The sequence below is a fragment of the Rhodobium orientis genome (genome assembly GCF_003258835.1).
Lineage (GTDB): Bacteria > Pseudomonadota > Alphaproteobacteria > Rhizobiales > Rhodobiaceae > Rhodobium > Rhodobium orientis.
In genome coordinates, this window is record NZ_NPEV01000001.1 from 297,486 (window position 1) to 320,259 (window position 22,774).

Sequence of the window (22,774 nt, forward strand, 5' to 3'; positions counted from 1 at the left end):
CATGAAACGCCTGTCTTCTGCCGTCCTTTCCGACCTGCCTGAACGCGTCTCGGTCCCCGCCTATGACCGCGCCGCCGTTGGCATCGGCATCGTCCATCTCGGCATCGGCGCCTTCCACCGGGCGCACCAGGCCGTCTACACCGACGACGTGCTGGCCAAGCACGGCGGCGACTGGGCGATCTCGGGTGTCAGCCTTCGCTCCAAGACCGTGCACGACCAGCTCGACCCGCAGGACGGGCTCTTCAGCGTCACGGCGCTCGACGGCGAGGGGCGCGACTGCCGCATCGTCGGTTCGGTGAAGGAGGTCATCTTCGCGCCGGACGACAAGCTGCGGCTGTTCGATCTGATGGCCGCGCCGACGACGCGGATCGTCTCGCTGACAGTGACGGAAAAGGGCTATTACCGCGACCCGTCGACCGGGGCGCTGCTGACCAACGATCCCGCTATCCGCGCAGACCTCGTCAATGTCGACAATCCGGCGACCGCGGTCGGGCTGATCGTGCGCGCCCTGAAGCTCAGGCGCGCGGCCGGCACCGAGCCCTTCACCGTGCTTTGCTGCGACAATCTTCCGGCCAACGGCGCGGCGCTGCGCCAGGTCGTCCTCGACTATGCGCGGCTGCACGATTCCGATCTCGCCGCCTGGATCGAGGAGACGGTGCGGTTCCCCAGCACCATGGTCGACCGCATCGTGCCGGCGACGACGGAGGAGGGCCTTGCCGCCGTGGAAAGCCAGCTCGACTGCCGCGACGAGGGCGCCATCCTCACCGAGCCGTTCACCCAGTGGGTGATCGAAGATGATTTTTCCGCGGGCCGGCCGGCCTGGGAGGACGTGGGCGCGATGCTCGTCGATGACGTGGCGCCGTTCGAGTTCGCAAAGCTGCGGCTCCTCAACGGGCCGCACTCCACGCTCGCCTATCTCGGCTACCTCGCCGGCATGGAATACGTCTCCGACTGCATGGAGAATTCATCGCTCCGGCGCTTCGTCGATACCCTGATGCGCGAGGACATCCGCCCGACGGTGACGGCGCCGGAAGGTTTCGATGTCGACGGCTACATCGATGCGCTGCAGGCCCGGTTCGCCAATCCGGAGCTGCATCACCGCTGCTGGCAGATCGCCATGGACGGCTCCCAGAAACTGCCGCAGCGGCTGCTCGGCACCGTCCGCGACCGGCTGAAGGAAGGCGCAAGCGTCGCCCGCTTCGGCCTCGTCGTCGCCGCCTGGATCCGCTACGCCTCCGGCGTCGATCTCGATGGCAACACCATCGATGTGCGCGATCCCTTCAGCGAGCGCTTCGCCGAGCGCTTTACGCCGCTTCTGTCGAAGCCCGAGGCGCTCGCCGAAGCGGCGCTGTCCATGACCGAGATCTTCGGTAAGGACCTTAGTGAGGACGCAACGTTCCGCACAGCGGTGACGGACGGCCTCAAAAAACTGTTCGCCGACGGGGCGATTGCCGCCACCGAGCTTTGAGGAAATCGGACCTTAGATCGCCTGCTCGTTTGTATCGAACAGGCTGATGCGGTCTTCCCGGAAGGACAGCCCGATGGTCTCGCCTTCGGCCACCTCGCGATCCTCGGTGTGGCGGATGGTGACGAGGCCGTGCTCGGCGCAGTCGACATAGACGAGGCTGTCGGCGCCGAGATATTCGACGAGGTCGACGGTGCCGTCGACATGGCCGCTACCGGGCTCGGCGACGACGATGTGCTCCGGGCGCACGCCCACCGTCGCCGGGGTCTTCTCCGCGACGGCCGCGATCTTCGCGATGTCGCCGGTCGGGGCGAAGAGGTTCATCTTCGGGCTGCCGAGGAACTGGGCGACGAAGAGGTTCGCCGGCCGGTCGTAGAGCTCGCGCGGGGGGCCGATCTGCTCGATCAGCCCGTCGCGGAGGACCACGATCTTGTCGGCCAGCGTCATCGCCTCGACCTGGTCGTGGGTGACGTAGATGGTGGTGGCCTCCAGCTTCTTGTGCAGCTTGGCGATCTCGATGCGCATTTCCACGCGCAGCGCGGCGTCGAGGTTGGAGAGCGGCTCGTCGAACAGGAACGCGGTGGGGTCGCGGACGATCGCCCGGCCGATGGCGACGCGCTGGCGCTGGCCGCCGGAAAGCGCCTTCGGCTTGCGGTCGAGATAGTCGGTGAGCTTCAGGATGCCGGCGACCTCGTCGACGCGCTTGGTGATTTCCGCGGTGGCCATGCCGGCGGTCTTCAGGCTGAAGCCGATATTGGCGCGCACGTCCATGTGCGGATAGAGCGCGTAGGACTGGAACACCATGGCGAGCGCGCGCTCGGCCGGGGCCGAGCCGGTGACGTCCTTGCCGTCGATGAGGACCGTGCCCGAACTGACGTCCTCCAGGCCGGCGATCATCCTCAGAAGCGTGGACTTGCCGCAGCCGGAGGGGCCGACGAAGACGGTGAGTTCGCCGTCGGCGATCGTCAGGTCGACGCCCTTGATGACCTCCTGCGGCCCGAACGCCTTGGTGACGTCCCGCAATTCGATCTGGCTCATCGGTTAACTCCAAACAACTGGGATCATCCCTTGACGCCGCCGGCGGCGAGGCCCTGCACCAGGAAGCGCTCGAACCAGAGGAAAAGGACGAGGACGGGAATGGTCGCGATGACCGCGCCGGCCATCAGGTGCTGGCGCGGCACTTCCGACGAATTGAGGCTGACGATGCCGCGCGACAGGGTGAAGAGCGAGGTGTCGTCGAGGAACATGAAGGCGAACAGGAACTCGTTCCAGGCGATCATGAAGACATAGAGCGAGACGGTCGCCATCGCCGGCATGGCGAGCGGCAGGGTGATCTTCGCGATCACCTGCCAGCGATTGAGGCCGTCCATCAGCCCGGCCTCCTCCAGCTCGAAGGGAAGGCCCTTGAAATAGCCCTGCAGCATGTAGAGCGCGACGGGCACGGTGGTTGCCGGATAGACGATGAGGAGGCCGAGATGGGTGTTCCGGAGGCCGAGCTGGGAGAACACGGCATAGAGCGGGATCACCAGCACGATGGCCGGGACCATGTAGATCATCAGGATCGAGCGTGACAGCGCCTTGCGGCCGCGAAAGCGCAAGCGCGCGACGGCGTAGGCGCCGGGGACGCAGAACAGAAGCGTGATCGCCACCGTCATCACCGAGACGAAGGTGGTGTTCAAAAGGAACGTGCCGAAATCGTAGATCGCAAAGAGTTCGATATAGGACCGGAACAGCGTCTCGATGCCGGCGCCGAGGTCGATGGAATAGTCGAGCGGGTTGGACATCAGGGACTGCTGGCTCTTCAGGCTGGTCATCAGCATGATGTAGAAGGGCAACAGGACGATGGCGGTGAAGAAGACGTAGCCGAAGCCGATCATCGAGCGGATCAGGTGGGTCTCGAAAAGGCTGCGCGAGAGCACGCCCTTCGGCATGCCGGCAAGGCAGGCGCGCACGACGAGGGCGGTGACGACGCCGAAGACGACGATGATGATGGCGCTCGTTGCCGGCGCCCCCGTCAGCGAGGCGCCGAGGGGGGCGTTGCCATCGAGGGTGACGAGGATATCGGCGGCGACCACGGCCTGCGCCGCGAAGGACAGCCAGCCCTTCTTCCAGAAATGATAGACGGCGGCGGCACCCAGCCCGCCGGCGCCGGCCGAGATCAGGTCGACGGAGAGGATCTGGCCGGAAAACAGCGTCATCGAAACGGCAAGGCAGGCGGCGACGATCCAGCCCCAGAAGACGCCGGTCAAGGTCGTCATGACGAGGGAATGCCTGAGGGCGGCCATCACAATTCCTCCTTCGGCATGATCCTGAAGAACAGCAGCGAGAAGGTCAGCAGCACCGTGAAGACGACGACGGCAACGGCGGCGCCGGCGCCGAGATTGGAGATCGCGAAGGCCTGCTCGTAGACGTCAACGACGAGGGTGCGGGTGCCGGAGGCGCCGCCGGTAAGCAAGAAGATGTCGTCGAACTTGTTGAAGGTCCAGATGAAGCGCAACAGGAACAGCACCGACATGATGCCGATGAGCTGCGGGATGGAGATGTAGCGGAAGATCTGGAAGGGCGAGGCGCCGTCGACCCGCGCGGCCTCGAACATCTCGGTGTTGATCGACTGCATGCGGGCGAGGATGAACAGGAACGACAAGGGGAAATAGCGCCAGGCCTCGAAGGCGATGACGGTGGAGAGCGCCACCGGGAAGTCGACGGTGATGCCGAAAAGCCCGATCTCGACGGAACGGGTGCCGAGGAAGTTGATGGCGCCGCCGATGACGCCGGCTTCCTTCAGGTAGGCATTGACCGAGCCGGAGAAGGGATCGAGCAGGATCACCCAGGCAAAGGCGACCGCGATCACCGGAGCGACATAGGGAAAGAGGAAGAGGCCCCTGAGGATGCCGCGGCCGCGGAAGTCGCGGTCGAGCAGCAGCGCTGCAAAGAGGCCGAGGACGATCGCGGCGAGCGTGCCGAAGATCGTGTAGACGAAGGTGACCCTCAGCACCGTCCAGAACTCGCGGGCGCTGAAGGCGTCACGGAAGTTCTCGAGCGTGAAGCTGGCGTTTGTGAGGATGTTTTCCGAGTCGCCGCTCGCGGTCGGCTCCCAGTCGTCGGCCTGGTCGGCAGCGCCGGGCGGCGCTTCGAAGGCAAAGCGCAGGCGGATGCGGGTTGCCGGCGGCAGTTCTTCAAGCCGGCAGGTCAGGCGCTCGGGCGTCCTCTCGCAGTTCTCCGGCAGCTCTTGAAGCGTCCAGGCGGGGTCGACCCTGGCGCCGACGACGACATTGGTGATGGCGGCGCTGCGCGAGGTATTGCGCAGGCGCCAGTCGGTGGTGAAGCCGGTGTCGGTGGCGCGCACCCGGTCGGAAAGGAGCACGGAGGGGGGCCTGAGGTCGCCGAGGGTCACCGGCTTGAAGGAAATCCAGAAATTGGCAAGGAGCGGGAAGAGGACGATGGCCGCGACGATGAAGACGGAGGGAAACAGCATGATCCGGGCAAGGCCGGCCTCGGCCCTTGCGAGCGGGCCCCTCGTGCGCGAGCCTTTGGCATTGCGGGCAGGGCGGTGTGCTGCATCCGTCATGGCGAGGTTCCCTTGAAGGGAGCGGTGGATTTTCGAACGACGAGGGTCATGTCCAGTCGCGTGTTCCGGAGGGCGGAATCGCCCTCGGCGAGCAGCAGTTCGGCGAGCGCCTTGCCGGCGCGGTAGCGGTCCGCCGTTGCCGTCGTCAGCGGCGGCGTCAGCACGTCGGACGACGAGATGTCGTCGCAACCAATGATGGATAACCCGGGGCCGACCCGGATGCCAAGCTCGGCGGCGACGGCATAGACGCCGTGGGCCATGTGGTCGGAGGCGCAGACGATGGCGCTGGGGCGGTCGTCGCGGCACAAAAGCTGGCGTGCGGCGGCGCGCGAGGCCTGGGGGCTCGGGTCTGAGTGACGCACCAGGTCGGCATCGAGCGGGCAGCCGGCGGCGGTCATGGCGGCCTCGTAGCCCTGGCGCCGGCGGTGGTGGAGCATGAACTCCTCCGGGCCGTTGAGGAGGGCGATGCGGCGGTGGCCGAGGTCCGTCAGATGGCGCACGGAGGCCTCGCCGGCGCAGTAATGGTCGATCTCCACATAGCGGTAGTCCTCGTCCGTCTCGGTGCAGCCGAAGGTGACGAACGGAAAGCCGACGGAGTTGAGATAGGAGACGCGCGGGTCGAAGCGGCGGGTGCGGCTGAGGATCAGCGCATCGACGGCGCCGGAGACGACCTGGGACTTGATGCTCTTCAACTCGTCCTCCTCGGCGTGGAGCGAGAGGACGTTGAGGTTGAGGCCCCGTTCTTCCAGCACGGTGTCGAGGCCGGTGAGGGTTTCCAGGAGGACGGGGCTGAGGAATTCGCGGTCGTGGCGGGGGGCGACGAAGCCGACCGTTTCCAGCCGCTTCTTGCGCCTGAGGCGGCGACTCGCGGCGTTCGGCACGTAGCCGAGGCGCTCGGCGGAGCGCAGCACCAGTTCCCGTGTCTCCGGCTTGACGTCCTCATAGCCGTTGAGGGCGCGCGAGACCGTCGAGATGGACAGGCCCAGATGGCGCGCGAATTCGGTGATGTTCATGGCGGCGGCGCTGCCGGCTGCGTCAGGCGCCGGCGCGGCGGGTCTTGCCGCCCAGGGCGTCGCGCGCGGTCCGTGCCGGTCTGCCGGCGCTTCCACCATTCATTTTCAGTCCTCCCTGCCGTGCCGTTCCGGTGTTTTTCGACCGCTTGGCGGTCCGATCTTACCCCTTTGGGGCCAAGCCTGTCGCCGATTTGACTTGACTCCAAAAACGTTTTCGGCGATTGTTTCTATCAAATCGAAATCACTCCGTCAAATTTCATTTTACTGAGTGATTTCAGCGAATAAAAAACAAAAACGTTTTTGTGAACGCGATGCTGAATCAGGTTGAAAAATCCGCGGCACCCAACGAGACGGTGATGGACTCCCGTGCCAGCGACGGCAGTCCGGTCTCGCTGAGGGTATCGTTTCCGGCGCCGGGCATCGCGCGCCTGCGCATCGGGTCGCCGGACGACGTCTCGCCGCTGCCGACCCTTTCGCTTCCCGAGGAACCCCTTGCCGCGACGAGGCTATCCGACAATGCCGTTGCCGGCGGGGGTCTGACGGTCACACTCGATTCCGAAAAATTCGATTTTCGCGTCGCCGACGACCATGGCCGGGTGCTTTTGTCGACCAGCACACAGGACATGACCCAGAAGGGGGCGATGCGGGTCGAGCCGGTCGAGGTCGCCGACACCTTCACCGCGACCTCGTTCAGGGTCGAGCCGGACGACCATTTCCTCGGCTATGGCGAAAAATTCTGCAATTTCGACAAGCGCGGGCTGACGATCACGTCGTCGAACTCCAATGCCGGCGGCGCGACCTCGGAGGCGGCCTATAAGAACGTGCCGTTCTTCCTCAACACGCGCGGCTATGGCGTCCTCTTCAACACCACGCGCAAGCTGCGCCACGACGTCGGCGAGCCGCGGCTGTCGATCCTCTCCTACCGGGTCGAGGTCGATGCCTCGGAGCTCGATTTCTTCGTCATCGACGGTCCCGATCCCAAGACCGTTCTGAAGCGCTATGCGGAGCTGACCGGCTTTGCGCCGGTGCCGCCGCTGTGGACCTTCGGTGTCTGGATGTCGCGCTTCTATTTCGAGCGCTGGGACACGCTCCTTGCCGCCGCCGAGGGCTACCGCTCGCACGATATCCCCTGCGACGTCGCCGCACCGGACTCCTACTGGATGTACGGAAACCGGCTGTCCGACCTGCAATGGGACGAGGACCGCTTTCCCGATCCCGCAAAGCACCTCGCCGAACTGCGCGCCAAGGGGTTCCGCACCAGCCTGTGGCTCTATCCTTACATCTCGGAAAAATCGCCGCTGTTCGAGGAGGCGCACGAGAAGGGCTATCTGTGCACCTCGCCCGACGGGGCGCCGGCGATCGTGCCGACGACCCTGCCGCAGCCCTGCCACGACGAGCCGGGGTTCCGCGGCGTCGGCACGTTGAAGCACGTCTTCAAGCATCCGATCGCGCCTCCGGGAACCCTGATCGACTTCACCAATCCCGACGCCGTCGCCTGGTATCAGGGGCTCTTGACCGACCGGCTGAAGGAAGGCGTTGCCGTCTTCAAGACCGATTTCGGCGAGGACGTGCCCGACGACGTGCAGTTCCACGACGAGCGCACCGGCCGCGACGTCCACAACATCTATCCGCTGCTGTTCCAGCAGGCCGTCGCTGAGGCGACCGAGCGCTTTACCGGCGATTTCGTCATCTGGGGCCGGTCCGGCTGGGCAGGAAGCCAGGCTTATCCCATCCATTGGGGCGGCGATCCGACGACCTCCTGGCAGGCGATGAGCGCTTCGCTGAAGGCCGGGCTCAGCTATGGGCTTTCCGGCGTGCCGTTCTGGAGCCACGACATCGGCGGCTTTGCCGGCGCGCCGCCGTCGGCGGAACTCTATACGCGCTGGGCGCAGTTCGGACTTCTCTCCAGCCATTCCCGGTTCCACGGCACGACGCCGCGCGAGCCCTGGGAGTTCGGGGAACGGGCGACCGCGATCGTGCGCGACTTCGCCAAGCTGCGGATGCGGCTCCTGCCCTATCTCCACCATCTTGCGACCATTGCCCACGAGGAGGGGCTGCCGGTGATCCGCGCGCTCCATCTGGAGTTCCCGGACGATCCGGGCGCGCGGCTCATCGACGGCCAGTACATGCTCGGCGATGCGCTTCTTGTATGCCCTGTGTTCAACGCGGCGGGCGATGTGGAATACTATCTGCCGCGCGGCTCCCGCTGGCTGGATCTGCGCGTCGGCCGCTGGCAGGACGGCGGCCGCTGGGTTTCGGAGAAAGGTCTCGACCTTGCCGACATGCCGCTGTTCCTCCGGGAAGGGACCATGGTGCCCCTGGTGGAGCCGGCCGCCTGCACGGACGAGACTGACTTTTCGACCCTTTCCCTGTTGGTCACGCCGGAGACATCCGCAGCGTTGACCTTCTCACTGCCGGACGGGGCGCCCGTTGAGGTGGCGTTCCGCCGGGACGAGAGCGGCTGGCAGGCCCGCCTTGCCGGTGCCGCCCGGATCAGGTTGCTGATTGCGGGCGGTCCGGACCGTGCCGCCGCGATACTGTCTGAAGGAGACTGGCAGGCCGTCGATGCCCGGCCGGAAGAATTCAATCTGAGCGCCTATGCGCTCGGCAAAGCAGGAGGAAGTCCATGAAAAACGTGCTCAAGATGGGCATTTCGGCAATCGCCCTGACGGTCTTTGCGTCGGGCGCGCTGGCCGAGAACATCGTCTACTGGACCCCGGAGGTCCAGCCGAAGCGAATGGAAATCCAGCAGGCCGTCGCCGAGGCCTTTACCAAGAAGACCGGGCACACCGTGGAAATCGTGCCGGTGGAGGAAAACGAGCTCGGACCGCGGGCGACCGCGGCCTATGCGGCCGGCGACCTGCCCGACGTCATGATGATGCCGATCGGCGACGTGCTCCCCTTCGCCGAGGAAGGCATCCTCGACATCGATACCAACAACGACGTGGTCGACGATCTCGGCCGCGGCACCTTTTCCGAGGGTGTCCTCGGCATGACGGAAACCGACGGCGTTGCTTCCGCCGTGCCGTTCTCGGCCTGGCCCTATATCACCATCTACCGCAAGAGCCGGTTCGAGGAGCTGGGCCTTGCGCAGCCGACCTCGTTCGAGACCGTGCTTGCCGCCGCCAAGGCGCTGCACAATCCGCCGAAGGTGCATGGCTTTGCCGTCGCCACCAAGGTCGACGAAGGCTTCATGAGCCAGACCCTGGAGCAGCTTTTCCTCGCCAACGGCGTCAGCCCGGTGAAGGAAGACGGCACGGTCGACTTCGACCAGGAAAAGACCAAGGAAGTGCTCGAATTCTACAAGGCGCTCAAAGAGATGAGCCCGGAGGGCGAGCTCTACTGGAAGCAGACCCGCGAGACCTATTTCAACGGCACCGTGGAATTCACCTTCTGGTCGCCGTTCATCCTCGATGAAATGGCGGGCCTGCGTGATGCCGCCCCGGTCGCCATCAACGACGATCCGACGACGCGGGCGCTGTCCGATGACACCGAGGTGCTGACCGGGCTTGCCGGCCCGTCCAATCCGGACGGCGCGACCTGGGTCGAACTCACCGTCTTCGGCATCACCACCGACGCCAAGACCGACGCGGCGATGGAATTCGTCAAGTTCATGATGTCGGACGGCTACATGGACATGCTGGCGATCGCGCCGGAGGGCCTGTTCCCGGTGCGTACCGGGTCGGAGGAGGGCAAGTCCGATTATGTGGACGGCTGGGCCAAGCTTGAGGTCGGCGTCGATCGCCGCGCCCCGCTCGGCGATCTCTATCCGCCCGAGACGATCCAGGCGATGGTCGACGGCCTTTCGGTCGGCACCCGCTGGGGCGTCGCGGAAGGCCAACTTTCCCTTGCCTCCAAGATCATCAACAGCGGCCTCGTCAACCGGCTGGTCCGGGAATACGCCGACGGCGCGCGCGATGCCGACGCCACCGTCGACCTCCTCAACGAGGAAGCTTCCGCCATCAAATAAAAATAAATCCTCCAGCATCCCTTGGGGGCGTCCGTTCGCGGACGCCCCTTTTTATTTACGGCTGTGGCGTTGAACGGTCCGATACCAGCGTTTCGGAAAGAAAAGGGAACGATCAGCGTCCGCGTGCGTTTGTTTAGATGGTTGGAACGACATAAAGGAGTCGCCCATGACCGAATTGAAGGAACGTGACGCCAAGCAGGGACGCAGCGGCAACCGCGCCCTGATCATGCTCGTTGCCGGACTGGCGCTCGCCGTCATCGTCGCGGCGGGCCTGATGTTCTCCATGGACAGCATCGTCGACGAGGCGGCGGTGACGAATCCCGGCGCCACCGCCCCGGTCACCGAGGGCAACGGGGTCTGAACCCGCCGGCGTCCGATGGCGCCCTCCCTCAAATGAAGAGCAGCACCGCCCCAAGCCCGACGAGCGCGATGCGCAGCCACACCGCCTGCGGCGCGATGATGCCGAAGGAGATTGCGGCGAGCGCGGCGCCGATCTTGGCGGCGGCGAGGATCGCCAGGAACGGCGCTGCGGCAAAGCCGATGACGGCCGGGTTGGCGATCATGCCGAGCGGGATCAGATAAAGCCCGACACCCAGAAGCATGGCGCGCCCGGCCACCTTTAGCCAATCCTCTCCCACCATTCCGGCCGCGATGAAGACCGCGCCGCAGACCGGCGGCGTGATGGTCGACAACAGCGCGAACCAGAACACGAAGAGATGGGCCTGCAGCGGCTCCAGCCCGAGCTTCTGCAGGGCAGGTCCGGCGACGGACACGCAGATGACGTAGGCCGCTGTCGTCGGCACCTCCATGCCGAGGATCAGGCAGGCGAGCGCCGTCAAGAGCAGCGCCGGCCACAGCATGTCGCTTGAGGCGGACAGGATCAGCGACGTGATCTTGACGCCGAGGCCGGTCTGGCCGAGGACGCCGATGACGATGCTGGCGCACAGGATGATCGAGGCGACGACCGCGATCTGCTTGCCCGTGTTCAGCGCGACCTCTTCCAGCCGCGCAACGGTGCGCGGGACCGACAGCGTCAGCCTTGCATCGAAGAACAGCATGATGAAGGCGGCAAGGATGGCAACGCTCGCCGCGTATTGCGGCGTAAAACCACCGATGAACATGCGTTCCAGCAGGACGAAGAACGGCACGGCGAAGAAGGCCGTGGTGATCAGCACCGTCTTCGGCGCCGGCCGGTCGGCCTCTGCAAGGCCTGGCAGCTCGTGGCGCCGGGCGAAGGCGTTGATGCCGACCCAGACGGCGAGGAAATAGAGCATTGCCGGCAGGAAAGCAGCGGCGATGATGCCGGTATAGGGGGTGCCGGTCAGCTCCACCATGACGAATGCGCCGGCGCCCATCAGCGGCGGCATGATCTGGCCACCGGAGGAGGCGACGGCCTCGACCGCGCCGGCAAGCGCCGGCGGATAGCCGAGCCGCTTCATCGCCGGCAGGGTAACCGCGCCTGTGGAGGCGACGTTGGCCGAGGCGGAGCCGGAGATCGAGCCGAAGAGGGCGGAGGAGAGCACCGAGACCTTCGCCGCCCCGCCGGTCAGGCGGCCGGCTGCGGCGGCGGCCAAATTCATAAAACCCTGGCCGGCCTCGCCGGCATTCAGCACCGCACCCATGATGATGAAGACGGCGACGATGTTGACCGAAATGCCGGTGAGGCTGCCCCAGACGCCGCCCTCCGCAATCGTCAGCGTGCCGAGGAAGCTGGCGACGGGCAGTCCTGGATGGCCGAATTCTCCGGGCAGGTACTGGCCGAGGAGGCCGTAGGCCAGCGCCAGCGCGGCGACCAGCGGCAGCGGCCAGCCGATGGCCCGGCGCGCCATCTCAAGCACCACCAGCAACAACACAGAGGCGATTGCGATCTGGAACGGGCCGTAGAGCGAGCCGTACTGGTCGCCGAGCGCCTCCTGGTTCCAGACGATCCAGGCGCAGCAGATGAGGCCGGCGGCGAGGAAGACGCTGCCGGTGATGCGGCTCGTCCTCCCCTTTGCTGCCCACAGGAACACGAAGGGCAGGGCCAGCATCATGTGGATGGGCCGTGCGATCAGGTTCGGGGCGAGGCCGTAGAAGATGAGGCCGAGATGGAAGGCAATGGATGCCGCCCCGAGGGCCGCAAAGACGATGCGGCCCCGGAGCGTCAGGGAATGGATCACGTTTGGGTACTCGTCGGGCGGGCGCGGATGGCCGGCCGGATCAGCGGGCGCGGTCGGGCACGGCGATGCCGGCCTCGTCGTAGTATTTCAGGGCGCCCGGATGGATCTTGCCGTAGATGTTGGCGACCATCTCGCCGTCGACGCCGTTCCACCACGGATTGGCGTCGCCCATTTTCGCCTTCTCTTCCCAATAGGTCTTGGTCAGCTCATAGGCGGTGGCGTCGTCCATGTCGGTGGTGGTGTAGGCGATCACCGGCAGCGAGGTGGTGACCGTGTCGGTGTCGACGCCGGCATAGGTGCCGGCCGGGATGACGAGCTTGGTGCGCTTGGTGCGGCCGACCTCGTCGTCGGTCATGGAGATCAGGGTGACGCCGGTGCTGGCGGCGGCTTCGATGACGTTCGGGGCCGGGTAGGAGCCGGCGGTGACGAAGCCGTCGATCTGCTTGTTCTTCAGGGCCGCGACGGCGGCGTTGAGTTCGACGCTGGCCAGCGCGACCTTGTCCTCAAGGTCGAAGATCTTCAGGTATTTGGCGCCTTCGCGGGCGCCGAACGAGCCCTTGCCGAGGAGGATGCTCTTGCCGGCGAGGTCGGAGATGGTCTTGGCGCCGGTGTCGGCGCGCATGACGAAATGCATGGTCAGCGACGGGATCGGGAAGAGGGCGCGGATCTCGTCGAATTTCGGGTTGTCCTTGCCCTCGAACATGGCCTTGCCGCTATGGGCGAGCTCGACCAGCGCCGGCGGCGTCGTGAAGACGTAGTTGCCGGAGCGCACGGCCGCTTCCATGACGTTCTGGACCGAGCCCTGGCTCTCCTCCACGGTGACGATGATGTCGCCGTTCGTGCCGGCCTTGACCGCCTCGGCGATCTGCACGCCCATCTGGTAGTAGGACGACGAGGTCTTGGCGGACTTGTAGGTGACGCGGGTCTCGGCATTGGCTGCGCCGGCGAGCGCAACGGCGCAGATGCCGGCGACTAGCGCGTGTTTGAAAAGCTTCATGGGGACGGTCCTCCCTCTGGTGTCGTAGCTCTTGGGCGTTGGCAGGCGGATCGCGGTGCCTCGCGGCGCGACCGCTGCATGATGGCAGCGCAATCTAGTTGGTTTCGTCCATCGTTGGAAGCCGGGGCGGTACGCGGCCTGTCTTATTCGGCGGAAGGTTCGGGCGACCGGGGCAGCGGCACGGCCTTGACGCCATCGGGCCCGGCGATCTGCAGAAGCGTGCCGTCGTCGGCGCGCAGGCACGTGGACGTGGTCCAGTCGCAGGAGACCCAGGTTCCATCATTACCGACGATGAGCACCTTTTGCGGCTCGCCCGCGGGGCTCCAGGTCTCGATGAGGCCGCTGCGGTCGCCGGTGATGACGGCGTGGCCGTCCCTGTGCCAGTCGAGGTCCGGGAAGATGCGGCCGGCGTCGTTGAAGCCGCGCAGGCGCCAACCGTATTTGATGCCGAAGACCATCGTCGGCGCGAATTCCGATCCGCCGGCGACGAACGCGCCGTCGGGCGACCATTTCAGGAAGCCCGGATAGTGGGAGAACCGGTTCTCCATGCGTGCGGTGTCGCCGGTCTTGCGGTCCCAGACGACCACATAGGCGTTTGCTGTCGAGGCGAGCCGGCTGCCATCGGGCGACCAGGCGAGCCGCATGGCAAGGTCGACGGAGCAGCAGATCGCCTTCTTGACCTCGCCGGTGGCGGGATCGAAGAGGCGGACCGTATCGTCATAGGAGGCGCTGGCGAGAAGCGCTCCATCCGGCGACCAGGCGACGTTGCCGACATTGTCCTCGTGGTCGTGGTGGCGGGCGAGTTCTTTGCCGGTTGCGGCATCGAAGATACGGACGATGCCGTCGTTGCAGGCGGTGGCGATGCGCGTCCCGTCGGGCGAGAAGTCGACCTTGTGAATGTTGTCACCATGGCCGTCCAGGACGGCGAGCGCAGCGCCGGTCCTGCCGTCCCAGATGCGGGCGGTGGCGTCGTAGGAGCCGGTCGCCAGCCGCGCCCCGTCCGGCGACCAGGAGATCGACAGGATGTCGTTGGTGTGGCCGGTCAGCGTTGCGATTGTCTTGTCCGAGGCGACGTCCCAGAGGAGGTTGACCTCCTCCTCGTCGCTGCTGGCGAGCCGCGTGCCGTCGGGCGAGAAGGCGAGCGCCCTGATGTCGCCCTTGTGGCCGTCGAGGATGTGCGTCAGGCGACCCGTACCGGTGTCCCAGAGCACGATCCGGCCGCCCTCAAGGGCGATGGCGGCAAGGTGTGATGTCGGCGACCAGGCCACCTTGTCGACCGGTCGGGTTTTACTCTTGATGACAGCGGTCATCTCCTTCGTGTCGGCGCGCCAGATGCGCGCGCTCTCATCGAGCGACCCGGCGAGGAGGCGCGTTCCGTCGGGAGCCCAGGCGAGCGCGGCGATAGCTTCGCTGTGTCCTTCCAGCGTTGCGGTCACCCGGCCTTCGGCCTTGCTCCACAGGTGAAGCCTGCCGTTGTCGTCGCCGATCGCGACGGTGGCGCCGCCCGGCGACCAGGCGACGCCGGTGACCCTGGTGTCGCGTTCGGGCGGGGTGAGACGGAAGATTTCCTTTTTTGCCGCGACGTTCCAGATCGCGGCCTCGGTCTCGTTGCCGACGACGGCGATGCCCGTCCCGTCCGGCGACCAGCTCAGCCCGTTGGCGGCGTCGCGGTCGTAGGAGGGGATTTCCAGCAGCGACGTTGTTGCGGCGATATCCCAGATGCGGACCGTTTCGTCGCGCGAGCCGCTTGCGAGCATCTTGCCGCCCGGTGCCCAGGCGAGCGCGATGGTTCCGCCCTCCTGGCCGGTCAGGGTGGCGACGCGGCGGTCTTCGGCGACGGAGAAGATGCGGATGTCGTGGCCGGTGGGCTCGACGCCATAGCTCGACGTCGATGCCGCCAGCAGCGTGCCGTCCGGCGACCAGGCGAGGGCGTCGGCGGTGGAAAAATCGCCCCTGAACCCGCTGACGGAATTGTCGGTCACATCGAGGAGCGCGACGCCGCCGGGCACGGCGACGGCAAGGGTCGCGCTGCCGGGCCGCCAGGCGATGGGCGTCGACAGGGTCGGGCCGAGGTCGATCTTTCGAAGCTGGCGTCCGGTCGCGGCGTCCCAGAGACGCAGGGATTCGGAGTCGGCGACGGTGGCGACGCGGGCGCCGTCGGGCGACCAGGCAAACCGGGCGATCTCGCGCTGGTGACCCTTCAGCACGGTCAGCAGCCGGTGGGTTTCGGCGTCCCAGATATGGGCGACGGTGCCGCTGCCGACGGTGGCGAAGCGGGTCCCGTCCGGCGACCAGGAAACGTCTTTCAGCCAACCGAGATACTGCGCGGAGAGGCCGGCAAGGACGCCCTCCGACATGTCTTGCGGCTGGGCGACCGGTTCGGCGACAGCGCCGGATGCGGTGCCGTCGGGGGCTGCCGGCTCTTCGCCAAAGGCCGGCGGCACCGCGAGCAGGGCGATGGCGAGCGCTGCCGCGCCGACCCGGGCGATGCGCACCCTGCCTTTCGACAAACCGGCCATGGCGATCCCTCCGAAAAGATGTCCGGAGGATAACACTAAGCCGGGATTCCGGTGGCGCTGTGACGAGGATCACCACAGTTGCACTGCCGGGCTATCTTCCTTCTGCCCAATCCCCGGTCATTCGCCTCTCAAACGCCGCCGCTTTTTTCGGCTCTATGCCTAGCGCCGCGCCAATTGATGCGAAGTCCTCTATAGGACTTGACTCGTTTTTTCGGCGGCCATAGCGTTTCGGTCATCAAGTCCTCAAAAGGACATTGTCCGTATGACAAAAAAAGCCACGCTGCGTCCCGTCACCGAGCCGGCCAAGGCCAAGCACCGGCAGATATCGGAAGAGATCCTGTCGGCCATTGAGGCCGGACGCTGGCTGCCCGGGGACCAGTTGCCGGCCGAGGACCAGCTTGCCGAGGAGATGGGCGCCAGCCTCGGCACCGTGCAGCGGGCGCTGCGCAGCCTGCAGCAGATGGGCGTCGTGGAGCGCCACCACGGCCGCGGCACCTTCGTCTCCGGGGCGCGGGCCAAGGAAGAGCAGCTCCGCCACTTCCGCTTCATGGCCGAGGGCGGGCACCAGATCCTGCCGGCCTATTTCCGGGTCCATTCGGTGGAGCGGACGCGCGAGAGCGGGCCGTGGAGCCATTTCTTCGGCAACCAGGGCGACGGCGAATACATCGCCATCCAGCGGCTGGTTTCCATCAACGACGAATTCGAGGCCTTTTCCGAGGTCTACCTGCCTGCTGACCGCTTCGCCGAACTGGACAGCATGGCGGAGAAGAGCCTCAGCCGGTCGACGGGCAAGACGACGCTCGACGGCGTTTCCCTGCGCGACATGCTGGCCGAACGCTTCAACGCGCCGACCTTGAGCGTACGCCAGACCATGGCCTGCCAGTCGCTGCCGCCGCGGGTCACAAGGCTCCTCAAGGTGCCGCCGGGCCAGTTCGGGCTGGTGTGGACCATCGGCGGCCTCAGCTACCGCGATACCCCGATCACCTGGCAGCGCATCTTCGTGCCGCCGAGCGACCGGGTCATCGAGATCGTGCCGGTGACGGCTTCGACGCCGATCTTCAGAGAGGTGACCTGACACGGCGGCGCCCGCCCGCCGGCAACAAGGAGAGTGGGCGGCAAAGCCCATCGCAGCGCCTTTCCGCGGGCGTCCAGCGTCCCCGGGAGATTTACCCTTCAGACAGGAGATCCACATCCATGAATGCGACCATGCCTGAGACCAGGGGCCGTGCCCGGGGAATCCTCCGACAGGCCCGTCACCTCGTTGCCGCCGCCGCCCTTTCCGGCATTGCGATGGGCGGCGCGCTTGCCGCCGACATGCCGGAAATGACGCTGAAATTCGGCCATCCCTACAACGAGACCCATCCGCTCGCCCTCGGCGCCCAGAAATTCGCCGACATCGTCAAGGAAAAGAGCGGCGGCAAGATCACCGTCCAGGTGTTCCCGAACAGCACCATCGGCTCCTCGCGCGACCTCGTGGAAGGCATCCAGATCGGCGTCGTCGACTTCGCCCTGGTGCCGACCACCAATGTCGCCAGCTTCTATTCGCCGCTCGACATCTTCTATCTGCCGTTCCTGTTCCGCGACAAGGAACACGCCTATGCGGTCTCCGACGGCCCGGTCGGCGAGAAGCTCTATGCCGACATGCTGGAAAAGACCGGCATCCGCACGCTCGCCATGTATGAGAGTGGGTTCCGCACGATCACCACGCGCGAGACCAAGATCGAAAAGCCCGACGACATGAAGGGCATCAAGTTCCGCGTCGTGAACAATCCCCTGAACGTTGCCACCTTCAAGGCGCTCGGCGCCAATCCGACGCCGATGGCGCTGTCGGAGGTCTTCACCGGCCTGCAGCAGGGCACCGTCGACGGCCAGGACAATCCGGTCGGCAACGTCAAGGCCTTCGGCTTCGACAAGGTGCAGGACTACATCACCCTGTCGCACCACCAGTGGGCCGGCATCATGTTCCTGGCCGACGACAAGATGTGGAAGGAGCTGCCGGACGACGTCAAGACGCTGTTCAAGCAGACCGCCCTTGAGACCCAGGACTGGGAGCGCAAGGAAATCAACGCCGTGGAAGAGAAGTATCTCGACGAGATGGAAAAGGGCGGCATGACCGTCACCCGGCTGACGCCCCAACAGGCCAAGGCCTTCCAGGACGCCATGGAAGCGGTCTGGGACGAATATCGCGAAAAGATCGGTGCGGACCTCATCGAATCCGCCGTCGCGGCGAAGTAGCCTGAGAAAAAGCCGCCGCCAGGTTCGGTTTCTGGAGACACCAGTCATGCACGTCTTCTCGAAAGTCCTCGACGCTTCGGAACGCGTCCTGGCGGCGGTCTGCATCCTCTCCTTCGCCGCGATGTTCGTCCTCGGCATCGCGACGGTGGTGTTCCGCTTCATCATCGAAAGCTCGCTCGCCTTTCCCGACGAACTGATCCGCTACCTGTTCGTGTGGATGATCTTTCTGGGCTCGGCCGTCGCCTTCCGGCGCAACATGCATGCCGCCATCGGCATTGTCGTCGCCCACCTGCCGGCGCTGGCCAAGCGGATCGCCCTGCTCGTTGCGACCGCGGCCAGCGGCATCTTCTTCGCCGTCATCTTCTGGGCCGGCGTCAAGCTGACGATGCGCGTCGTGCCGCAGATCTCGCCGGCGCTCGAAGTCTCCATGGCCTGGGTCTACGGCGCCATCCCCGTCGGCATGGCCTTCCTCATCGTCTATGCGGTCGAGCTGTTCGCGCGTCAGTTGACGGTGCCGGCATCCGACCTGACGGCGGAGGGGCAGTGATGGTTTTTCTCACCGTTCTCCGCCGCCGGGGGCCGAAACTGCCGCCGGATTCGCGGCTCACGCGCTCCAGGTTCCACCCACTCTGCGTCACCACCGGGCCTCGACCCGGTGGTCCATACGGCGCCGGCCCAGCGCTCCGAAAGGCCTCATGGATTGCCGTGTCAAGCACGGCAATGACGCCTGAGAGGGGGCGAGGCGGCGGACAAAGCTGGCGTGCGGAACAAGCGGATGCTCTGGCATCAGTTTGTCATTCCAAGGAAGTCAGCGCCGAGAAACGGCCGAATTCGGCCAGCCCCCTGGAGCACCAGGTATGACCACCTTCGCGCTGTTCGGCTCTCTCGTGCTCCTCATGCTGCTGCGCGTGCCGATCGCCGTGGCGCTCGGGCTGTCCGCCGTCATCGGTCTGGTGATGAGCGACATCAGCCTGGAGATCGTCGCCCAGCGGATGTTCTCCACCAACAACTCGTTCCCGCTGCTCGCCATCCCGTTCTTCATCCTTGCCGGCGAGATCATGTCGACCGGCGGCATGTCGCGGCGGCTGGTCGGTTTCGCCGGAGCGCTGGTCGGGCACCTGACCGGCGGGCTCGGCGCCGTCGCCATCCTCGGCTCCAGCTTCTTTGCCGCGCTGTCCGGCTCCAACGCCGCGACCGTTGCCGCCATCGGCGGCGTCATGAACGAGCCGATGGCGGAAAAGGGCTACCGCCCGTCCTATACGGCGGCGACCATTGCCGCGGCCGGCGTCACCGGCATGATCATTCCGCCGAGCATCCTTCTCATCCTCTACGGAGTCGTCACCGGCGTCTCGATCGCCGATCTGTTCCTTGCCGGCCTCCTTCCCGGCATCCTCATCTGCATCAGCCTCCTCATCCTCAACCGCATCCTTGCCGGGCGGCTCGGCATCGCGCCGACGCCGTTCGAGGGCGCTGCGGGCATCTGGGAGAGTTTCAAGGCGGCGTTCTGGCCGCTGCTGATGCCGGTCATCATCCTCTCCGGCATCTATGGCGGCGTCTTCACGCCGACCGAGGCCGCCGTCGTCGCCGTGCTCTACGGCCTTATCGTCGGCTTTGCCTGCCGGGAGCTGACCTTCGCCGGCCTCACCAGGGCGTTCTACAAGGCGGTGATCTCGTCCGCCGTCGTCATGTTCATCATGAACGCGGCCGGCGTCTTTGCCTGGCTGATCACCATCAACCAGATCCCGCAGACGATCTCGCAATCGCTGACCGAGGTCGCCGGCGGGCCGGTGCTCTATCTGCTGCTGGTCAACGTGTTCCTGTTGATCGTCGGCTGCATGATGAACGCGGCGGCGGCCATCGTCATCTTCACCTCGATCCTCTATCCGGCGGCGATGAGCTTCGGCATCGATCCGATCCTCTTCGGCATCATCGTCTCGGTGAACCTCAGCATCGGCACGGTGACGCCGCCGCTCGGCGTCGACCTCTTCATCGCCTCGGCGATCACCAAGGTCTCCATCGAGCGCATCGTCGCGGCGATCTGGCCGTTCATCCTGGTGCTGATCGTCGATCTCCTGATCATCACATATGTGCCGCCGATCTCGCTCGCCCTCGTCGGCATCTTCGGCTAGCACCACGCGTCAAATGATGGGGTGAACGTGCCCCCGAAATGCACGAAACGGAAGGTTTTCGAATGTCTGAGAGCTCTCGCATCGCCGGCGCCCGGCGCCCCTGGGAGGAGATGAACGCCGGCACGATCCGCGAGGCGATCGCCCCGGAAAAGCTCGGCACCGCCGAGATCCGGCCGACCGGCAGCTTCGCCGCCGGCTCCTACGCCTCCTTCGAGCTCGTCTATACCGCCGGGCTTTTCGGCATCGACGATTCGGGAAACCTGCGCGTCTGCTTCCGCTTTGCTTCCGACCAGAGCCGGCCGCAGTTCGACGATCCGAAGGCGCCGAACTACTGCACGGTGGAGGCCTCCAACAAGGCCGTCCTGCAGGTGAAGTGGGACCCGAAAAACAATGTCCGCCCCTGGGACCGGACGCTGTGGATCAAGGTGGTGCAGGGCTTCCTGCAGGAGGGCGACACGATCACCATCCGCTTCGGCGTCACCGACGGCGGCAGCCCGGGCATGCGGCTGCAGACCTTCTGCGAGGAGACGCTGGAATTCCGGGTGCTGGTCGACCCGATCGCGACCTTCAACTTCCAGACCCTTCCCGTGCAGCCGATCATTTCCGTCGTGCCGGGCCCGCCGGAAATCTATGTCGGCGTCATCCCGACCCTGCGCCGGCCCGGCGAGATGTTTTCGCTGAAGCTGAAGGGCGAAGACAAATGGGGCAATCCCTCCGACCAGTGCGACGCGACGCTGCATCTGGAAGCGGAGGGCGACATCGCCGGCCTGCCGCAGACCGTGACGCTGTCGAAGGGCGAGTTCGCCGTCAGCGTTGACGGGCTTTCGGTCAAGGAGCCGGGCAAGGTGTCTATCCTCATCAAGGACGCCGACGGCAACCTCCTGATGCGGACCAACCCGTTGGTCGTCGAAGACCGGGAGCTCGTCCATTTCTGGGGCGACATGCACGGCCAGTCGGAAGAGACCATCGGCACCAACAGCGCCTACGAATACTTCGCCTTCGCCCGCGACCGCGCCTTCGTCGATGCCTGCGGCCACCAGGGCAACGACTTCCAGATCACCGACGAATTCTGGGCCGAACTGGACCGCCTCTCGGCCGAGTTCGACGAGGCCGGCTCCTTCGTCGTGCTGCCCGGATACGAATGGTCGGGCAACACCGCCCTCGGTGGCGACCGCAACGTTTATTTCCCCACCGAGGGCCGGACCATCCGCCGCTCCTCCCACGCCCTCATCGAGGACCAGAGCACGCTCGACACCGACTGCAACACGGCCAGGGAGCTGTTCGAAGCCTTCGAGGCCAATGGCGAGTTCGACGTCGTCCTTTATGCCCATTGCGGCGGCCGCTATGCCGACATTTCTTATGCCCATGACGGCCGGTTCGAAAAGTCGATGGAGATCCACTCCTCCTGGGGCACCTTCGAGTGGCTCCTGGAAGACGCCTTGAAGCTCGGCCACCGGGTCGGCGTCGTCGCCAATTCCGACGGCCACAAGGGCCGGCCCGGCGCCAGCTATCCCGGTGGCGGCAAGTTCGGCGCCATCGGCGGGCTCACCTGCTTCAATCTGAAGGAGCTCACCCGCCCGGCGCTGCTCGACTGCATGCGCAAGCGCCGCCATTACGGCACCACCGGCGGCCTCGGCGGGCGGATGATGATCGACGTCACGGCGTCCTTCACAAAGGAGGCCAGGCTCTATCACGACGACCCGAAACTCGGGCCGGCGGAGTCGGTCCCGGCGACTGAGGCGATGATGGGGGATATCGTCCATCTGCCCGACGGCGGCGAGGCGGGGATATCCGTCTCCGTCCACTCCAACTCGCCGATCGTGCGGGTCGACATCTTCAACGGCCTCGATCTCGTCGAGACCGTCCGCCCGTACACCGAGGCCGATCTCGGCGCCCGCATCCGGCTCCACTGGGAAGGGGCGGAATATCGCGGGAGGTTCCGGCAGGTAATCTGGGACGGTTCCGCCACCGTTTCCGGCAACAGCGTCCTCGGCGCGACGTCGGTCAACTTCTTCAACCGGGACAAGACGGTCAACCTCGTCGGCTCCACCGGCGCAAGCTGGGAAGCGCTGACCACCGGCAATTTCGGCGGCGCCGACCTGATGTTATCCGACGCGACGGCCGGCATGCTGACGGTGGCAACCGCGCTCATCAATTTCGAGATGGGCATAGCCGACATCGGCTTCGACGACACCGTCTTCGATGCCTCCGGCGTCCTGCCGCGCTTCCTCAAGGTCTACCGCCTGCCGGACGCCAATCCCCACCGCTCCTTCGCCTTCACCCGCCCGGTTTCCCTGAAGTCCGAGGGCGACAACGCGGTCTATATCCGCGTCGAGACCGAAGACGGCACCCGCGCCTGGACCAGCCCGATGTATATTTATCGGTAGGGATTTGGCCACTCACTCTCGGCGTCATCCCGGGCGGAGCGAAGCGGAGGCCCGGCATCCAATGCCCGTCTCGATACGGTAGCCCGGCGTGGCTCTCGTGCCCGCATCTGGATTGCCGCGTCGGCCTGTCGGCCTCCTCGCAATGACATTGAAATTACACCGGAATCCGTCATTGCTGTGCAAGTTCACGAATTCGGTGATGGCTGTTCGGTTTTCTTTTGTTCGGCGAAGGTCTTTGGCGGGATGTTTCCGATTGCCTGGTGGGGCCTGAACTCGTTGTAGTAGATGATATATTCGATGAGCTCGTTGGCCAGGTGCTCGGGGGTGTCGAA

At 65.7% G+C, this 22,774-nt stretch carries 17 protein-coding genes; 9 read left to right on the top strand and 8 right to left on the bottom strand.

What is annotated here, in order from left to right; genetic code table 11:
- Nucleotide 1: 1 nt before the first annotated feature.
- Nucleotides 2–1,468, top strand: coding sequence for a mannitol dehydrogenase family protein (locus CH339_RS01405; RefSeq protein WP_111432463.1), 1,467 nt, complete (start codon nt 2–4; stop codon nt 1,466–1,468).
- 12 nt (nt 1,469–1,480) lie between these two features.
- On the opposite strand, the gene CH339_RS01410 is transcribed toward CH339_RS01405, so the two are convergent.
- The 4 genes from CH339_RS01410 to CH339_RS01425 are packed head-to-tail and all read right to left on the bottom strand — an operon-like array spanning nt 1,481 to nt 6,145.
- The gene (locus CH339_RS01410; protein ID WP_111432464.1) at nt 1,481–2,503 is read right to left on the bottom strand and encodes an ABC transporter ATP-binding protein; all 1,023 of its coding nucleotides are present in this window, start codon (nt 2,501–2,503) and stop codon (nt 1,481–1,483) included.
- A 23-nt stretch (nt 2,504–2,526) separates the two neighbouring features.
- Nucleotides 2,527–3,750, bottom strand: coding sequence for a carbohydrate ABC transporter permease (locus CH339_RS01415; RefSeq protein ID WP_111432465.1), 1,224 nt, complete (start codon nt 3,748–3,750; stop codon nt 2,527–2,529).
- Entirely contained in the window at nt 3,750–5,033 is a 1,284-nt protein-coding gene (locus CH339_RS01420) for a carbohydrate ABC transporter permease (RefSeq protein WP_111432466.1), read from the bottom strand. The genes CH339_RS01415 and CH339_RS01420 overlap by 1 nt, the downstream gene beginning before the upstream one ends.
- Nucleotides 5,030–6,145, bottom strand: coding sequence for a LacI family DNA-binding transcriptional regulator (locus CH339_RS01425; RefSeq protein WP_111432467.1), 1,116 nt, complete (start codon nt 6,143–6,145; stop codon nt 5,030–5,032). Before CH339_RS01425 ends, CH339_RS01420 begins: the two co-directional genes overlap by 4 nt.
- A gap of 257 nt (nt 6,146–6,402) precedes the next feature.
- Between CH339_RS01425 and CH339_RS01430 the strand changes: the two genes are divergently transcribed.
- The 3 genes from CH339_RS01430 (at nt 6,403) to CH339_RS01440 (ending at nt 10,377) form a co-directional block, all read left to right on the top strand.
- Entirely contained in the window at nt 6,403–8,676 is a 2,274-nt protein-coding gene (locus CH339_RS01430; protein WP_170138349.1) for a TIM-barrel domain-containing protein, read from the top strand.
- A complete protein-coding gene (locus tag CH339_RS01435) occupies nt 8,673–10,016 on the top strand; it encodes an ABC transporter substrate-binding protein (protein WP_111432469.1) in 1,344 nt (447 codons plus the stop codon). The genes CH339_RS01430 and CH339_RS01435 overlap by 4 nt, the downstream gene beginning before the upstream one ends.
- Nucleotides 10,017–10,182: 166 nt before the next feature.
- A complete protein-coding gene (locus CH339_RS01440) occupies nt 10,183–10,377 on the top strand; it encodes a hypothetical protein (protein ID WP_111432470.1) in 195 nt (64 codons plus the stop codon).
- A 28-nt stretch (nt 10,378–10,405) separates the two neighbouring features.
- On the opposite strand, the gene CH339_RS01445 is transcribed toward CH339_RS01440, so the two are convergent.
- The 3 genes from CH339_RS01445 to CH339_RS01455 form a co-directional block, all read right to left on the bottom strand.
- Nucleotides 10,406–12,175, bottom strand: coding sequence for a TRAP transporter permease (locus CH339_RS01445; RefSeq protein WP_111432471.1), 1,770 nt, complete (start codon nt 12,173–12,175; stop codon nt 10,406–10,408).
- A 40-nt stretch (nt 12,176–12,215) separates the two neighbouring features.
- Nucleotides 12,216–13,172, bottom strand: coding sequence for a TAXI family TRAP transporter solute-binding subunit (locus CH339_RS01450; protein WP_111432472.1), 957 nt, complete (start codon nt 13,170–13,172; stop codon nt 12,216–12,218).
- Nucleotides 13,173–13,315: 143 nt separating this feature from the next.
- Complete coding sequence (locus tag CH339_RS01455) at nt 13,316–15,691, bottom strand: WD40 domain-containing protein (RefSeq protein WP_111432473.1); 2,376 nt, start codon at nt 15,689–15,691, stop codon at nt 13,316–13,318.
- A 262-nt stretch (nt 15,692–15,953) separates the two neighbouring features.
- Here CH339_RS01455 and CH339_RS01460 point away from each other — a divergent pair, with 262 nt between their 5' ends.
- The 5 genes from CH339_RS01460 to CH339_RS01480 all read left to right on the top strand — a co-directional run bounded on the left by CH339_RS01460 (nt 15,954) and on the right by CH339_RS01480 (nt 22,442).
- Nucleotides 15,954–16,766: a GntR family transcriptional regulator gene (locus tag CH339_RS01460; RefSeq protein ID WP_111432474.1), complete on the top strand. Its 813-nt coding sequence runs from the start codon at nt 15,954–15,956 to the stop codon at nt 16,764–16,766.
- Between the two features lie 119 nt (nt 16,767–16,885).
- Nucleotides 16,886–17,926 carry a TRAP transporter substrate-binding protein gene (locus tag CH339_RS01465; RefSeq protein WP_111432475.1) on the top strand — a complete coding sequence of 347 codons (1,041 nt, stop codon included), beginning with the start codon at nt 16,886–16,888 and terminating at the stop codon, nt 17,924–17,926.
- Between the two features lie 46 nt (nt 17,927–17,972).
- Nucleotides 17,973–18,473, top strand: a complete 501-nt coding sequence (locus CH339_RS01470; protein ID WP_111432476.1) for a TRAP transporter small permease — start codon at nt 17,973–17,975, stop codon at nt 18,471–18,473.
- 310 nt (nt 18,474–18,783) lie between these two features.
- Nucleotides 18,784–20,055 carry a TRAP transporter large permease gene (locus CH339_RS01475; RefSeq protein WP_111432477.1) on the top strand — a complete coding sequence of 424 codons (1,272 nt, stop codon included), beginning with the start codon at nt 18,784–18,786 and terminating at the stop codon, nt 20,053–20,055.
- A gap of 62 nt (nt 20,056–20,117) precedes the next feature.
- Nucleotides 20,118–22,442 (top strand): DUF3604 domain-containing protein, encoded by a 2,325-nt coding sequence (locus tag CH339_RS01480; RefSeq protein ID WP_111432478.1) that lies wholly within the window; start codon nt 20,118–20,120, stop codon nt 22,440–22,442.
- Between the two features lie 185 nt (nt 22,443–22,627).
- On the opposite strand, the gene CH339_RS25355 is transcribed toward CH339_RS01480, so the two are convergent.
- The coding region (locus tag CH339_RS25355; protein ID WP_146610090.1) for an integrase core domain-containing protein at nt 22,628–22,774 on the bottom strand (147 nt) is incomplete at its 5' end.